This window comes from Mycobacterium sp. (genome assembly GCF_044342925.1).
GTDB lineage: Bacteria > Actinomycetota > Actinomycetes > Mycobacteriales > Mycobacteriaceae > Mycobacterium.
Genome location: NZ_JBIIOV010000083.1, coordinates 1 through 13,838 on the forward strand (window position 1 = coordinate 1; position 13,838 = coordinate 13,838).

Annotated in this window: 13 protein-coding genes, 4 tRNA genes and 1 pseudogene; 6 read left to right on the forward strand and 12 right to left on the reverse strand. The window is 66.5% G+C overall.

The window, feature by feature from the left end:
- The 3 genes from ADBZ6I_RS10255 to fabG all read right to left on the reverse strand — a co-directional run.
- The coding region (locus ADBZ6I_RS10255) for a molybdopterin-dependent oxidoreductase (RefSeq protein ID WP_526383434.1) at nucleotides 1-542 on the reverse strand (542 nt) is incomplete at its 3' end.
- Between the two features lie 2 nt (nucleotides 543-544).
- A complete protein-coding gene (locus ADBZ6I_RS10260; RefSeq protein ID WP_526383436.1) occupies nucleotides 545-1,738 on the reverse strand; it encodes an acyl-CoA dehydrogenase family protein in 1,194 nt (397 codons plus the stop codon).
- On the reverse strand, nucleotides 1,735-2,475 hold the full coding sequence (gene fabG, locus ADBZ6I_RS10265) for a 3-oxoacyl-ACP reductase FabG (RefSeq protein WP_526383438.1): 741 nt from the start codon (nucleotides 2,473-2,475) through the stop codon (nucleotides 1,735-1,737). The genes ADBZ6I_RS10260 and fabG overlap by 4 nt, the downstream gene beginning before the upstream one ends.
- 57 nt (nucleotides 2,476-2,532) lie before the next feature.
- Between fabG and ADBZ6I_RS10270 the strand changes: the two genes are divergently transcribed.
- Nucleotides 2,533-3,705 carry an acyl-CoA dehydrogenase family protein gene (locus ADBZ6I_RS10270; protein ID WP_526383440.1) on the forward strand — a complete coding sequence of 391 codons (1,173 nt, stop codon included), beginning with the start codon at nucleotides 2,533-2,535 and terminating at the stop codon, nucleotides 3,703-3,705.
- A gap of 18 nt (nucleotides 3,706-3,723) precedes the next feature.
- On the opposite strand, the gene ADBZ6I_RS10275 is transcribed toward ADBZ6I_RS10270, so the two are convergent.
- From ADBZ6I_RS10275 to ADBZ6I_RS10300, 6 genes are all read right to left on the reverse strand, one after another.
- Nucleotides 3,724-4,752: a hypothetical protein gene (locus tag ADBZ6I_RS10275; protein ID WP_526383442.1), complete on the reverse strand. Its 1,029-nt coding sequence runs from the start codon at nucleotides 4,750-4,752 to the stop codon at nucleotides 3,724-3,726.
- Nucleotides 4,753-5,029: 277 nt separating this feature from the next.
- Nucleotides 5,030-5,764 carry a hypothetical protein gene (locus tag ADBZ6I_RS10280; RefSeq protein WP_526383444.1) on the reverse strand — a complete coding sequence of 245 codons (735 nt, stop codon included), beginning with the start codon at nucleotides 5,762-5,764 and terminating at the stop codon, nucleotides 5,030-5,032.
- Nucleotides 5,764-6,048, reverse strand: coding sequence for a hypothetical protein (locus ADBZ6I_RS10285; protein ID WP_526383446.1), 285 nt, complete (start codon nucleotides 6,046-6,048; stop codon nucleotides 5,764-5,766). The genes ADBZ6I_RS10280 and ADBZ6I_RS10285 overlap by 1 nt, the downstream gene beginning before the upstream one ends.
- Nucleotides 6,049-6,268: 220 nt before the next feature.
- Nucleotides 6,269-6,345, reverse strand: a tRNA-Phe gene (locus ADBZ6I_RS10290).
- A 43-nt stretch (nucleotides 6,346-6,388) separates the two neighbouring features.
- Nucleotides 6,389-6,465 (reverse strand) — tRNA-Asp (locus tag ADBZ6I_RS10295).
- Between the two features lie 31 nt (nucleotides 6,466-6,496).
- Nucleotides 6,497-6,569: transfer RNA gene (locus ADBZ6I_RS10300), tRNA-Glu, on the reverse strand.
- Nucleotides 6,570-6,701: 132 nt separating this feature from the next.
- Between ADBZ6I_RS10300 and ADBZ6I_RS10305 the strand changes: the two genes are divergently transcribed.
- A tRNA-Lys gene (locus ADBZ6I_RS10305) sits at nucleotides 6,702-6,774 on the forward strand.
- 128 nt (nucleotides 6,775-6,902) lie between these two features.
- Here ADBZ6I_RS10305 and ADBZ6I_RS10310 read toward each other — a convergent pair.
- Nucleotides 6,903-7,400, reverse strand: a complete 498-nt coding sequence (locus ADBZ6I_RS10310) for a hypothetical protein (RefSeq protein ID WP_526383448.1) — start codon at nucleotides 7,398-7,400, stop codon at nucleotides 6,903-6,905.
- Nucleotides 7,401-7,558: 158 nt separating this feature from the next.
- On the opposite strand from ADBZ6I_RS10310, the gene ADBZ6I_RS10315 reads away from it, so the two are divergent.
- From ADBZ6I_RS10315 to phoU, 4 genes are all read left to right on the forward strand, one after another.
- On the forward strand, nucleotides 7,559-8,554 hold the full coding sequence (locus ADBZ6I_RS10315) for an acyl-ACP desaturase (protein ID WP_526383450.1): 996 nt from the start codon (nucleotides 7,559-7,561) through the stop codon (nucleotides 8,552-8,554).
- Nucleotides 8,551-9,717: a tRNA dihydrouridine synthase DusB gene (gene dusB, locus ADBZ6I_RS10320; protein WP_526383458.1), complete on the forward strand. Its 1,167-nt coding sequence runs from the start codon at nucleotides 8,551-8,553 to the stop codon at nucleotides 9,715-9,717. The genes ADBZ6I_RS10315 and dusB overlap by 4 nt, the downstream gene beginning before the upstream one ends.
- A 181-nt stretch (nucleotides 9,718-9,898) precedes the next feature.
- Nucleotides 9,899-12,028 carry an LCP family protein gene (locus ADBZ6I_RS10325; protein ID WP_526383452.1) on the forward strand — a complete coding sequence of 710 codons (2,130 nt, stop codon included), beginning with the start codon at nucleotides 9,899-9,901 and terminating at the stop codon, nucleotides 12,026-12,028.
- Between the two features lie 68 nt (nucleotides 12,029-12,096).
- Complete coding sequence (gene phoU, locus ADBZ6I_RS10330) at nucleotides 12,097-12,762, forward strand: phosphate signaling complex protein PhoU (protein WP_526383454.1); 666 nt, start codon at nucleotides 12,097-12,099, stop codon at nucleotides 12,760-12,762.
- 12 nt (nucleotides 12,763-12,774) lie between these two features.
- Here the strand turns inward: phoU and pstB are convergent, their stop codons facing one another.
- The gene (pstB, locus tag ADBZ6I_RS10335; protein WP_526383456.1) at nucleotides 12,775-13,551 is read right to left on the reverse strand and encodes a phosphate ABC transporter ATP-binding protein PstB; all 777 of its coding nucleotides are present in this window, start codon (nucleotides 13,549-13,551) and stop codon (nucleotides 12,775-12,777) included.
- A gap of 16 nt (nucleotides 13,552-13,567) precedes the next feature.
- Nucleotides 13,568-13,838: pseudogene (locus ADBZ6I_RS10340) on the reverse strand (phosphate ABC transporter permease PstA); the annotation flags it as partial.

Genomic DNA, 13,838 nt, shown 5'->3' on the forward strand with positions numbered 1-13,838 from the left:
GCCCCCATCACCACCAGTAGGTCGGTGCGGGACAGATCCGGGATGGGCACCGTCGACGGGATGCCGTACAGCAACTGGCTGGCCATGAGCCGGCTGTGGGTGTCCTGGGAAGACGCACTGTAGAGATGCGTGCCCAGGCCCAGACCGTGCACGAACAGCACGACGGCCAGCACGTGCGCGTAGCTGAAGGCGCCCGGGTTGCCGAAGTACCAGCCGACCGCCTTGGAGCCGTGCTGCTGGTGAATAGCGCTGAGCCGCTGGGCGATGTCCGCCATCGCCTCGTCCCAACTCACCTCATCGAATCCGCCGTCCGGTCGCCGGCGCAGTGGTGTGGTGACCCGGTCGGGATCGTTGACGACTTCGGTGAAGGCGATGCCCTTCGGGCAGGCGAACCCCGCCGACAGCGGATGATCCTTGTCGGGACGCAGCGCCACCAGCCGGCCGTCGTGAACTTCGGCCACCATGCCGCACAGCGCTTCACAGATCCGGCAGTACGTCGTTTTGTGCTCGGTCGTGTGCTCGGTCTGGTGTTCGGTCGTCATCGTCACATCCGATAGTCGTTCAGCAACCGCTTGCTGATGATGGTCTTCTGGATCTCGCTGGTGCCCTCGCCGATCAGCAGGAACGGAGCGTCGCGCATCAGCCGTTCGATCTCGTACTCCTTGGAGTAGCCGTAGCCGCCGTGGATGCGGAAGCTGGCCTGGGTGACTTCGGCGCAGAATTCGCTGGCCAGGTACTTGGCCATGCCGGCCTCCAGATCGTTGCGCTGACCGGAGTCCTTGAGCCGGGCGGCGTTGACCATCATCAGATGCGCCGCTTCGACTTTGGTGGCCATCTCGGCGAGCGAGAACGCGATGGCCTGATGCTCGGCGATCGGCTTGCCGAATGTCGAGCGCTGCTGGGCATAGCGCACCGCCAGTTCGAAGGCCCGCACCGCGACCCCGCAGGCGCGGGCGGCGACGTTGACGCGGCCCACTTCAACACCGTCCATCATCTGGGCGAAGCCCCGCCCGGGCACCTCCCCCAGGATGTCGCCGGCCGACGCGAGGTAGCCGTCGAACAGCAACTCGGTGGTATCAATGCCCTTGTAGCCGAGTTTGTCGAGCTTGCCGGGGATGGTGAGGCCGGGGACGACTTCGCCGAAGCCGACCGGTTTCTCGACCAGGAAGGCCGTGAGGTTGTGGTGCGGCTTGTCGGCGCCTTCGTCGGTGCGCACCAAAACCGCTACCAGAGCGGAACTTCCGCCGTTGGTGAGCCACATCTTCTGGCCGGTGACGGTGTAGGTGCCGTCGTCGTTGCGGGCGGCGCGGGTGCGGATGGCGGCGACATCGGAACCCAGTTCCGGCTCGGACATCGAGAAGGCGCCGCGAGTCTCCCCGGTGGCCATTCGCGGCAGGAAGCGTTGCTTCTGCTCCTCGGTGCCGTGCTGACGGATCATGTAGGCGACGATGAAGTGGGTGTTGATGACGCCGGAGACGCTCATCCAGCCGCGGGCCAGTTCTTCCACGCACAGCGCGTAGGTCAGCAGTGACTCCCCCAGGCCGCCGTACTCGACGGGGATCATCAGCCCGAACAGGCCCATGTCGCGCATCTGGTCGACGATGGCCTGCGGGTAGGTGTCGGCGTGTTCGAGTTCCTGGGCGTTCGGGATGATCTCTTTGTCGACGAATCGTCTTACCGTGTCGACGATTTCAGTCTGGGTTTCGGTGAGGCCCAGGGTCTGGGCCAGCCGGGTCATATGTGGCGCCCGCCGGTGACCTCCAGGACCGTGCCGGTCATGTACGACGACAGGTCGGAGGCCAGGAACAGCGCCACCGTTGCCACCTCGCGCGGCTCCCCGGCCCGGCCCATCGGCACCTCGGCGAGCTTGGCATCCCAAATGCGTTGCGGCATGGCCTCTGTCATTGCCGACCGGATCAGGCCCGGCTGGATGGCGTTGACCCGCACGCCGACGTGCGCGAGTTCCTTGGCTGCGGCCTTGGTCAACCCGACGATGCCGGCCTTGGCCGCCGAGTAATTGGTCTGGCCGATCAGGCCGACCTTCCCGGAGATCGACGACATGTTGACGATCGCCCCGCTGCCCTGCTCGCGCATCACCGCGGCGGCCGCGCGGGTGCCGTTCCAGGTTCCCTTGAGGTGGACCAAGATCACTTCGTCGAACTGCCCCTCGGTCATCTTCCGCAAGGTGGCGTCGCGGGTGATGCCGGCGTTGTTGACCATGACGTCGAGTCGGCCGAATTCCTCCACCGCGGCGGCGACGAGCGCGTCCACGTCGGCAGCGGACGTCACGTCGCAGCGCACCGCGCGGGCCACCGCCGGACCGCCCAGCGCGTCGGCGGCCGCCTTGGTGCGATCCAGGTCCAGATCCCCGAGCACCACACGGGCGCCTTCGGCGATGAACACTTCGGCGATGGCAAGGCCGAGACCTTGCGCTCCACCGGTGACGACAGCGGTCCGACCTGCCAGTAACGCCATGAACCCGATCGTATTTCATGGCTTCTAGACGCCATGACGTCATGACAGCATGACGTCATGACCGTTGAGCCCGCCCTGAGCGACGACGACTTTCAACTGATTGTGGCCCAGACGCGCCAGTTCGTGCGCTCGGTGGTGGTGCCGCGGGAGTCCGAGATCGCCGAGCAGGACCGGGTGCCCGACGACGTGCGCGAGCAGGCCAAGCGGATGGGACTGTTCGGCTACGCGATCCCGCAGGAATGGGGCGGCCTCGGACTGGACATCACCCAGGACGTCGAGCTGGCCCTGGAGTTGGGCTACACCGCGCTATCGGTGCGGTCGATGTTCGGCACCAACAACGGCATCGCCGGGCAGGTGCTGGTGGGGTTCGGCACCGAGGAGCAGAAGGCCCGCTGGCTGGAGCCGATGGCCACCGGCGAGGTGGTGGCGTCGTTCGCGCTGACCGAGCCGGGAGCCGGCTCCAACCCGGCCGGGCTGCGCACCACAGCGGTGCCAGACGGTGACGGGTGGGTGATCTCCGGCCAGAAACGGTGGATCACCAACGCCCCGGTGGCCGACCTGTTCGTGGTGTTCGCCCGCACCCGCCCCGCCGATGCGAACGGCGCCGGCATCGCGGTGTTCCTGGTGCCGGCCGACGCCCCCGGCGTCGAGGTCGGCGCCAAGGACGCCAAGATGGGCCAGGAGGGCGCCTGGACCTCCGATGTGTACTTCACCGACGTGCGACTGGGTCCGGACGCGTTGATCGGGGGCAGCGAAGACATCGGCTACCGGGCGGCGCTGACGTCGTTGGCGCGCGGCCGAATTCACATTGCGGCGCTGGCGGTCGGTGCGGCGCAGCGGGCGCTGGATGAGTCGGTGGCCTTCGCGGCGTCGGCCACCCAGGGCGGCACCGCGATTGGGACTTTCCAGTTGGTGCAGGCGATGCTGGCCGATCAGCAGACCGAGGTGATGGCCGGACGCGCCCTGGTGCGCGACGCGGCACGCCAATGGCTGACCGGTGCGGACCGGCGGATCGCGCCGTCGGTGGCCAAGTTGTTCTGCACCGAGATGGCCGGCCGGGTGGCCGATACGGCCGTGCAGATCCACGGGGGCACCGGGTACATGCGGGGCGTGCCGGTGGAAAGGATCTACCGCGATGTGCGCTTGCTGCGGCTCTATGAAGGCACCAGCGAGATTCAGCGGCTGATCATCGGTGGCGGGCTGGTGAAAGCGGCGCGCGGCGCGGGCTGAGGATCGGTGTCTGTCTCGTCAGTCCGGCTGCTCCCAGGGGAAGACGATGCCGACATATTCGTCACGGGAAAGGATCAGCGTCTCCGCCGGCGTCACCATGTCGACGTACTGGTGCCCCGAGCCTGCCGCTACGAGTGTTTTCAGGTACTCGCCGATCTCGACGGCCTTGGCGGCATCGACCCGCCACACCGTGTGGCTCGGCTGCAGATCGATGTCGGCAGCGCCGGCTTCGATGCGGAACCGATGCACCACCCCATCGTGCTCCAGCATCGAGGATCCCTCGTTCACCGCGGTCTGCACCGCGGAGAGCATCTCGACCACCCCAGCGCCGTCGAGGGTCACGACAACGGCGGGATCGCCGTAGTAGAAGTCGGTCACGTAGTTGACCCGCAAAACACTCATGGACGGTCCGTCGGTGGCCGGTGCGCCGTAGCGCGCCATGACGTCGGCGCGAAGGGTGTGGCTCTGCTCAATGCTGGCCAGCACGGATCGGTGCAGGGCGTCGCTAAGAGACTGCACATCGAGCCCCAGACGGTCCAGAACATCCAGACCGACCATGATCACCTGTTCGATCAGCGCGGTGCCACCGGCTGAATGCACGACGTAATAGCTGTACTGCGCCCACAGGGGCCGGGGCTGCACATCCAGAACGCCGGTCACGCGCGCGGTGATCATGCGATCAGACGCCGGTGTGCCGATTGCGGTGGTGAGGATGTCGCGCGCCCCGCCGTCGCGCAACGCCCGGTCGGCATCGGCGAAGACGACGTCCCGTGGCACCTCGCCCGGGACCCGATAGAGGTTGAGGATTTCGCAACCGTCCCACTGACTATCGGGGTCCAGGCGTCGCACGATCATCTGAGTCGTCGGCACATCACCCGAGGAGGTCGGCGTCCACCCATCCGGTGCGGTGAATCCCGGCAGCCACATCGGCAGATGCTGTGCTGGCGCAAGGGACAGCGGCCCATTGCGCTGGGCAATCACCTGCGGCAGTGACGACACCGTCTCGGTGTCGAACGGCACACCGGTACCCGTCGGTGAATCAGGCAAGAGCCAACACCCCCAATATCAGGATCAGCAACGCTCCCCCGCCGGCAACGACCGCAGGTCCGCTCGCCGCGGGGCTGGGCGTGGGGATGTCGATCTGCGGCATGGTAATACCCGGAACCAGATCAGGACCGGTGGCAGGTGGGGCCGGCGCCGGCATGGGCTCCCCGATGCGCGGTGGCAATCCGTTGATTGGGATGTTGTCCCACTCCGAATACGGGTTGCTGTGCGGGTTGTAATCCCAGTGCGGGTTATGCCACTTGTCGCCAGGAAAGTAGCGCTACTCGCCACCGTCTTCGTCCCATAGGCTCTTCCCTCCGCGCCGGTGCGCGCTGGGGCGGCTGGGATCCCCTTCAGTCAGCGGACCCGCCACGGGCGGGAGGACACCCTCGGGCGGCAAGCCTTCGGGTCGGGAATTGGTCGGCGAGTCGCCGCTCTTGTCCCCTGCCGGGGAAAGCGGGGGGTCGGCGCCGAACATCTCAGCTGGGAACACGCTGGTGCCCAGCCCGGTGGTAGCAGCGGTGAGACTCGCCGCGACTTCTGCGTCAGTGGCCGCGAGGGTGCCGACGGTGAGTCGCAGGTCGGCCGCGATCGCCTCGGCCTGGGCCTGCCGGGCGGCGGCGGTAACCGGGTCGAACAGGCCCGGACAGCTGACCGAAAAGTTCTCGCCAACAACGAAATCGGCGGCCTCGGCGGCGTTGACGACGCTTAGCACAGCGCCACGGGCAGAGTCGATCTGGTTCGCGCCGGTGCGTGCGATCCGGGCTGCGGCATGCAGCTCGTCAGCCAGCCCTATGACGATCATCCGGTCGGAGTGGGCACGGGCGAACGCGGCATCGGCGGCCGCGCCCTCCCAAGGGGTGCCGCCGGGAACGCTGATCTGATTGGCCAGGGCCGTAAAGCTCTCCTCCCAAACCACCGCGATGCGGGCCCAATTATCCGCCGCCTCGGAGAGGTAGTCGGTATTCCAGCTCCAGACCTGTGACAGCGTCGGAATGCCCCTGCTCGCCGGCATCAGACGTCGGGGACCACTCTGGAGAGCACGGCCGCCGACTGTGCGTCCTGCGACGCGTGCCCGACGGCCGCGTTGGTGAGCTTCTCCGCGGTTGCGCTCATCCGGGCGGCCAGCGCCACCCCACTTACCCCGATACGGCCGTGGACCGCGGCGACAGCCTCAGCGGAGGCGTGCCCCGCCCCGTTCGGCACCGACGGCGTGGCGGCGGCAATCTCACCCGCCCAAGACCCACAGTGCCCGGCCAGCCTTTCGAGGCTAGCCGGGGTGACTTCCAGCAAAGTCATGGCGACAACTTTACTGCGGCATCAGGATGGGACAAGTCGTTGGCTTACCCGGCCGCGCTGAGCAATTCCTTTCCGCGGAGAAGCCATCGATGCAGAGCCTGGATTCCCCGACCAGGACGCAGGAGTTGGCCCAGCGGCGGCACTCGGCGTGACCCATCTGCGGGTCACCGATGGTCACCCCGGGAACGAGAAAAACCACCCGTGATCGAGTGGTTTCTGCTGGTGGCCAGGGCCGGGATCGAACCGGCGACCTTCCGCTTTTCAGGCGGACGCTCGTACCAACTGAGCTACCTGGCCGGAAGGCCCCGAGTCGGATCAAACAACCGGTGCCTCGCCGATTTGGCGACCCTGACGGGACTCGAACCCGCGACCTCCGCCGTGACAGGGCGGCGCGCTAACCAACTGCGCCACAGGGCCTTGCTTGCACTCCGCGCGTACGCACCATGCGTACCCCCTACGGGATTCGAACCCGCGCTACCGCCTTGAAAGGGCGGCGTCCTAGGCCGCTAGACGAAGGGGGCCCAAGCCGAATCTCTTCGGGGTATTGCACAACGTGTTTGTGGAGCGTCGATAGCTTAGGGGATAGCGCGCCGAATCCCCAAACGGGCGGGTGAGATCCGGGGCGGCACGGGGGCAGTATTGTGGAGCCTCGCGCCCCTATAGCTCAGTTGGTAGAGCTACGGACTTTTAATCCGCAGGTCCTAGGTTCGAGTCCTAGTGGGGGCACTCAACGGGTGTGGTTGGCCACCCTTACGACATGGCCGATACCGGCCCGAACACGATGCGGTGGCGTGATGTCCACGCTGCCGGGTGGCGATCAGCGACCCCCCTGACGACGCCGGAGCGCTAAACCCCTAGAGCCCGAGGTACTTCAGAAGTCCGTCCGTGCACAGCTCGGATGCCTTGCAGACCCGCTGGCAGTAGTCGAGGTGTTCCGCGCACCACGGATCTTTACCAGCAGCCGTTGTCGCCGTGAAGTTCTTGTTGATGGACTCCGCGGACCGACGCTGCTGCGCCGCCTTCGCGCCCTGCGGTGTCATGACGGAGTAGCCGGGGTGCTCGCCGGCAGCCGTGTTGTCGTTGCAGTTCAGATCCAGCAAGACGGTGCCGCCGCGGTTGTTGCCACTGGAGTCCAGGAAACTGGCCGTCCGGGAGCCGGTGATGAGGCACTTCTCGGTGGGCAGGAAGCTTCCGACCCGACTGGCGACGACCGGCGTCCCCCACTTGCTGATCGCAGCGGAGGCCTTCTCGTACGTCATGCCCTTGTATTCGTTGATGGCGCCGGCTGTTCCCGACCCGAAGAACACAACGAACGTGGCGGCGACCCCAAAACTGGTCAGGCTCTTCTTCACCGCAAATCCCCTCGCCTCGGTTGCTGCCCGCGAATATACCCCGAGCGAACTGGGCACGCACCGCCGATCGACATGCCGACCAGCACATCGAACTTGAATGTCACTCCCGGACACAGATATATTGGTGCAACCACCAGGTACAGATAACCGGAGGACCAATGTCCAAAGAGTTGAGCAACGTCGAACTCCTGCGCGAGCTGGAGCCTGTTGCCGAGAAGTTGATCAACCGGCACATGTCGATGTTCAAAGACTGGAATCCCCACGACTACATCCCGTGGCAGGACGGCAAGAACTATTACGCCCTCGGCGGCCAGGACTGGGAACCCGGGCAGAGCAAGCTGTCTGAGGTGGCCCGAACGGCGCTGGTGCAGAACCTGCTGACCGAGGACAACCTACCGGCCTACCACCGCGAGATCGCGATGAACTTCTCGATGGACGGCCCCTGGGGTTACTGGGTCAACCGGTGGACCGCCGAGGAGAACCGGCACGGCATCTCGATCCGCGACTACCTGGTGGTCACCCGCAACTGCGACCCGGTCGAACTCGAGGAACTGCGCGTCGAGCAGATGACTCGTGGCTTCTCCCCGGGCCAGAACCAGCAGGGTGACCTGTTCGCCGACAACCTGTTCGACTCGGTGATGTATGTCAGCTTCCAGGAGCTGGCCACCCGCGTCTCGCACCGCAACACCGGCAAGGCCTGCAACGACCCGATTGCCGAGCAGCTGTTGGCGCGGATCTCCAACGACGAGAACCTGCACATGATCTTCTACCGCGATGTCAGCGCGGCCGGCCTGGACATCGCGCCGAACATGGCGATGGCGTCGCTGTACCGGATTCTCAAGAACTTCAGGATGCCCGGCTACACCGTCCCGGAGTTCCGGCGCAAGGCCGTCATCATCGCCACCGGCGGCGTCTACGACCCGCGAATCCATCTGGAGGACGTGGTGATGCCGGTGCTGAAGAAGTGGCGGATCTTCGAGCGCGAAGACTTCACCGGCGAGGGCGCCCGGCTGCGCGACGAACTGGGCACGCTCATCGCGGAACTCGAGGAGACGTGCGTGAAGTTCGAGGAGGCCAAGGCGCGCAAGCTGGACCGCGATGCCAAGCTCGCCGAGAAGCGCGCCGCCAAGGCACTCGCCGGAGCGGCCTCATAGTCGCTCCACAGCAGACACCGGCCACCGGGCTGCGGATCGGGTCGTTGACCCTCCGTAGCCCGGTCGTCTTGGCGCCCATGGCCGGAGTGACCAATGTCGCCTTCCGCACGCTGTGCCGCGAACTCGAAATCGCCCGCGCCGGAACGGTCAGCGGGCTCTACGTCTGCGAGATGGTCACCGCCCGCGCGCTGGTCGAACGTCACCCGGTCACCATGCACATGACCACGTTCGGCGCCGAGGAGTCCCCGCGGTCGTTGCAGCTCTACACCGTCGACCCGGCCACCACCTATGCCGCCGCCAGCATGATCGTCGCGGAGAACCTGGCCGACCACATCGACATCAACTTCGGCTGCCCGGTCCCGAAGATCACCCGGCGCGGAGGCGGTGCGGCGCTGCCTTACAAGCGCCGGCTGTTCGGGCAGATCGTCGCCGCGGCGGTGCGGGCCACCGAGGGCACCGAGGTTCCGGTGACCGTCAAGTTCCGGGTGGGTATCGACGACGAGCACACCACCTTCCTCGACGCCGGCCGGATCGCCGAGCAGGAGGGTGCCGCCGCGGTGGCACTCCATGCCCGCACCGCCGCGCAGCGCTACTCGGGGTCCGCCGACTGGAGCCGCATCGCCGAGCTCAAGCAGGCCGTCGCAAGCGTCCCAGTGCTGGGTAACGGCGACATTTTCGAAGCCGCCGACGCGGTGGCGATGATGGCCTCGACCGGCTGCGACGGCGTCGTCATCGGCCGTGGCTGCCTGGGCCGGCCATGGCTGTTCGCCGAACTCTCGGCGGCATTCAGCGGCGCCCCGATCGCGACGCCCCCGACCCTGGGCGAGGTGGTCGACATCATCCGCCGCCACGGCGTCCTGCTGGCCGAGCATTTCGGCGAGGACAAGGGCATGCGCGACATCCGCAAGCACATCGCCTGGTACCTGCACGGCTTCCCGGCCGGCTCGGATCTGCGCCGGGCGCTGGCCCTGGTGCGGACCCTGCACGAGCTCGACGGCCTGTTGAACCAGCTCGATCCCGATATCCCGTTCCCGTCCGCCGGCCACGGCCCGCGGGGCCGACAGGGCTCGGCCGCGGCGGTGGGCCTGCCGGAGGGCTGGCTCGACGACCCGGACGACTGCACGGTGCCGACCGCCGCCGATGTCATGAATTCCGGTGGCTGAATCGAGACCGCGCTGTGGCCGTCCTGACCTCTGCGGAACTAGTAGGTTCTCAGGTTGGATCAGTACGATGAGCACTCTGCTGTAGACCCACGGTCCGACCGGGTGCCGACGAGCGGATTCCCGGTTGCAGGCGCGTTGTCGCGCCGGCGACATCCACCTGAGCCCGGAGGCTGCCTGGAACATGAGTGACGGCGAGAACGCCACTCCTGGCCAGGGAGGCTCCGTCGGCCCGACGAACCGCCCAGAGCACCCGCGTCCCGGCCGGGCTCCCTGGGAGCGGGCCCCTGCCTCCAGCGAGCCCACCGGAACCCACAGCGAGGGCGTCGCCGTGGCGGACCTGATCGCCAAGGTCACCGGAAGCCGAACCGTCAACCCCGTCACCCGTCGCAGCGTCGACGTCACCCCCGCCGGTGAGGACGCGACCGTCCCGATCGCGGTCCCCGACGAAATCCCCGACCTGGCCGCGCTGGCCGGCGGCCGGCGACCGATTCCACATCAGGGGCCGCCGCCGGTACCACCGCCGCCGATGATGCCCGGACGGCCGCCCCTGCCGCCTGCGCCGCCGCCGCAGCGGCCGCCGCATCGGCGTCGCGCCCTGCTCATGGCCCGGGTGGCCGCCGCCCTTATCGCGGTGACCGCATTGGCCCTCACGGGTGCGGCCTGGCAGTGGCAGTCCGCCAAGAACAAGCTGCTCAACACCATCGCCGCGCTGGACCCGAACTCCAGCGACATCCGCGACCCGAGCGGCCAGAGCGGCGACCAGAACTTCCTCATCGTCGGTGTGGACAGCCGCATCGGCGCCAACGCCGAGATGGGCGCCGGCGACACCAACGCAGCCGAGGGGGCGCGCTCGGACACCATCATGCTGGTCAACATCCCGGCCAACCGGAAACGTGTGGTGGCGGTGTCATTCCCCCGCGACCTGGGGATCACACCGATGAACTGCCAGGCCTGGGACCCCGAGACCGGTAAGTACGGGCCGGTCTACGACAAGACCAACGGCGAGTGGAGCGAGAACGAGCGCGAAACCACGACCAAGCTCAACTCGGCCTACGCACTCGGCGGCCCCAAGTGCCTGGTGAAGGTGATCCAGAAGATCTCCGGGCTGGCCATCAACCGGTTCATGGCGGTGGACTTCGCCGGATTCGCCAACATGGTCGACGCGCTCGGCGGGGTCGAGGTGTGCAGCACCACCCCCTTGGAGGACGCCGAACTCGGCGTCGTGCTCTCCACCGCCGGTCGCCAGAAACTCGACGGGCACACCGCCCTGAACTACGTCCGAGCCCGCTCGATCGCCAGCGAGCACAACGGCGACTACGGCCGCATCAAGCGCCAGCAACTGTTCCTGTCCTCACTGCTGCGCTCGATCATTTCCTCGGAGACCCTGTTCGACCTCGACCGGCTCGACGAAGTGGTCAACACCTTCATCGACGACAGCTACGTCGACAACGTCCAAACCCGCGATCTCGTCCGGCTGGGGCAGTCACTGCAGGGCATCAACGCCGGCCGGATCACCTTCGTCACCGTTCCCACCACGGGCAAAGCTGACGAGGAGGGCAACGAGGTCCCCCGCACCCAGGACGTGCGAGCGCTGTTCGACGCGATCATCGACGACGAGCCGCTGCCCGGTGAGAACGATCTCAACGAGACCATCAGTCCTCGGACGGAAACGTCGAAGACGACCGAAACCACAAGCGGCTCATCGGAATCCACCTCCGAGACCTCCGGCTTGTCCACCACCGAGACATCCGGCACGACTTCGGGCACGTCCACCACCGAGAGCTCCGGTACGTCCACCACCGAGACTTCGGGCACCGAGACTTCGGGCACCGAGACCTCTACCGAAACCTCCACCGAAGAGGCCACCGCGACCACCACCACGACCGAGGAAGTCAAAGCGGTGGCCGCCGACCCGCGTGACGTCACCGTGCAGGTGGCCAACGCAACCCAGCGCAGTGGCCTTGCCGACTCCGCCACCGAGGAGTTCGAGCTGTACGGCTTCAACGTCCGCGAGCCGGACTACTACTCGGACTGGACCAGCAGCTACCAGACCACCGTGTACTACTCACTGGGCAACGAGCAGGCTGCCGCCACCGTCGCGGCCACCTTGCCGGGTAGCCGCATCGAACGCATCACCGGGTTGGGCGAGGTCGTTCAGGTGGTTCTCGGCTCCGACTACACCTCCCTGCGGTACCCGCAGGCCAGCGGTACGCCGCTGACCGTCAACGTCACCCACACCGGCGGCAGCACTCCGACCAAGCTGCCGTCGGACCTGACGGTGACCAACGGTGCCGATGTGCGCTGCGAGTAGTTGCGGTTTCACCGACCGTTAAGGTGCTCGCCACGACCTACCCGACCTTGCGCCAGTAGGCTTAGTGGATGCGCACGGCGTACCACGAGCAACTCGAGGCCCTGACCAGCCAGCTGGCTGAGATGTGCCGGATGGCGGGAGTGGCCATGGAGCGTGCCACCCAGGCACTCCTGCAGGCCGATCTGGTGCTTGCGGAGCAGGTGATCGGCGACCACGAGAAGATCGTCTCGACCAGCGCCCGGGCGGAGGAAGCGGCCTTCGTCCTGCTCGCATTGCAAGCGCCGGTGGCCGGCGATCTGCGGTCCATCGTCAGTTCCATCCAGATCGTCGCGGACGTGGAGCGGATGGGGGCGTTGGCACTGCACGTCGCCAAGATCGCGCGTCGGCGTCATCCGCAGCACGTCCTGCCCGAGGAGGTCAACGGCTATTTCGCGGAGATGGGTCGAGTAGCTGTCGATCTGGCGAACAGCGCGAGCGACGTCCTCCAGTCGCGGGACCCGGAGAAGGCCGCCCGGATGCGGGAAGACGACGACGCGATGGACGACCTGCACCGGCACCTGTTCAGCGTGATGATGGACCGCGAGTGGAAGCACGGGGTGGCGGCAGCTGTGGACGTGACGCTGCTCGGGCGTTTCTACGAGCGCTTCGCCGACCATGCGGTGGAGATCTCCCGGCGGGTCATCTTCCAGGTGACCGGGCGCCTTCCGGTCGAGGAAGAGATTCCGACCTACTAGGACCCGATCGGCCTACCCGAAGCGACCGGAGATGTAATCCTCGGTCGCTTTCTGGATCGGGTTGGAGAAGATCTTTCCGGTGTCGTCCACCTCGATCAGCCGTCCCGGCTTGCCGGTGGCCTCCAGGTTGAAGAACGCGGTCTGATCACTGACGCGCGCGGCCTGCTGCATGTTGTGCGTGACGATGACGATGGTGAAGTCGCGTTTCAATTCGGCGATGAGATCTTCGATGGCAAGGGTCGAGATCGGGTCCAGCGCCGAACACGGCTCGTCCATCAGCAGCACGTCCGGTTGAACGGCGATCGCGCGCGCGATGCACAACCGCTGCTGCTGGCCACCCGACAGCCCACCGCCCGGCTTATCGAGGCGGTCTTTGACTTCGTTCCACAGGTTGGCACCACGCAGCGAGCGCTCCGCGGTCTCGTCGAGCAACTTTCGACCGCGAACACCCTGCAACTTCAACCCCGCAACCACGTTGTCGCGAATGGACATGGTGGGAAAGGGATTCGGTCGCTGAAACACCATGCCGATGGTCTTGCGGACGCTGACCGGATCCACGCCCGAGCCGTAAATATCTTCGCCGTCGAGGAGAACCGACCCCTCAACCCGACCGCCGGGGATCACTTCGTGCATTCGGTTCAACGCACGAAGCACCGTGGACTTTCCGCATCCGGAGGGGCCGATGAATGCGGTCACGCTGCGCTGGGGTATCCCCATCGTCACGTCCGCGACAGCGTGAAACGACCCGTAGTAGATGTTCAGATCTTTGAGGTCGAAGCGTTTACTCATGGTTCAGCCGTTCTGCTCAGGCGCGGTTTCGGTTGAGGTATCGGTTGACGAAGGCGGCCGCCACATAGAGCGCGGCAACGAGCAGGATGAGCGTCAACGCCGCTCCCCACACTCGGAGTCGTCCGGCCGCTTCGGGGTTGATCAGTTCGGTGTAGATCAGCAGCGGCAGTGAGGCCATGTTGCCGTTCGACGGGTCGTAGTTGATCGACCGCGCGTATCCCACGAGTATCAGCACGGGGGCCGTTTCACCCATCACCCGGGCCAGTGCCAGCAACACACCGCTGATG

Bases quoted from the DNA above. Each gene is read 5' to 3' on its own strand.
- phoU (WP_526383454.1), top strand. From the start codon at position 12,097: ATGCGCACGGCGTACCACGAGCAACTCGAGGCCCTGACCAGCCAGCTG.
- pstB (WP_526383456.1), bottom strand. From the start codon at position 13,551: ATGAGTAAACGCTTCGACCTCAAAGATCTGAACATCTACTACGGGTCG.
- ADBZ6I_RS10270 (WP_526383440.1), top strand. From the start codon at position 2,533: ATGACCGTTGAGCCCGCCCTGAGCGACGACGACTTTCAACTGATTGTG.
- ADBZ6I_RS10315 (WP_526383450.1), top strand. From the start codon at position 7,559: ATGTCCAAAGAGTTGAGCAACGTCGAACTCCTGCGCGAGCTGGAGCCT.
- ADBZ6I_RS10280 (WP_526383444.1), bottom strand. From the start codon at position 5,764: ATGCCGGCGAGCAGGGGCATTCCGACGCTGTCACAGGTCTGGAGCTGG.
- fabG (WP_526383438.1), bottom strand. From the start codon at position 2,475: ATGGCGTTACTGGCAGGTCGGACCGCTGTCGTCACCGGTGGAGCGCAA.
- ADBZ6I_RS10325 (WP_526383452.1), top strand. From the start codon at position 9,899: ATGAGTGACGGCGAGAACGCCACTCCTGGCCAGGGAGGCTCCGTCGGC.
- ADBZ6I_RS10285 (WP_526383446.1), bottom strand. From the start codon at position 6,048: ATGACTTTGCTGGAAGTCACCCCGGCTAGCCTCGAAAGGCTGGCCGGG.
- ADBZ6I_RS10260 (WP_526383436.1), bottom strand. From the start codon at position 1,738: ATGACCCGGCTGGCCCAGACCCTGGGCCTCACCGAAACCCAGACTGAA.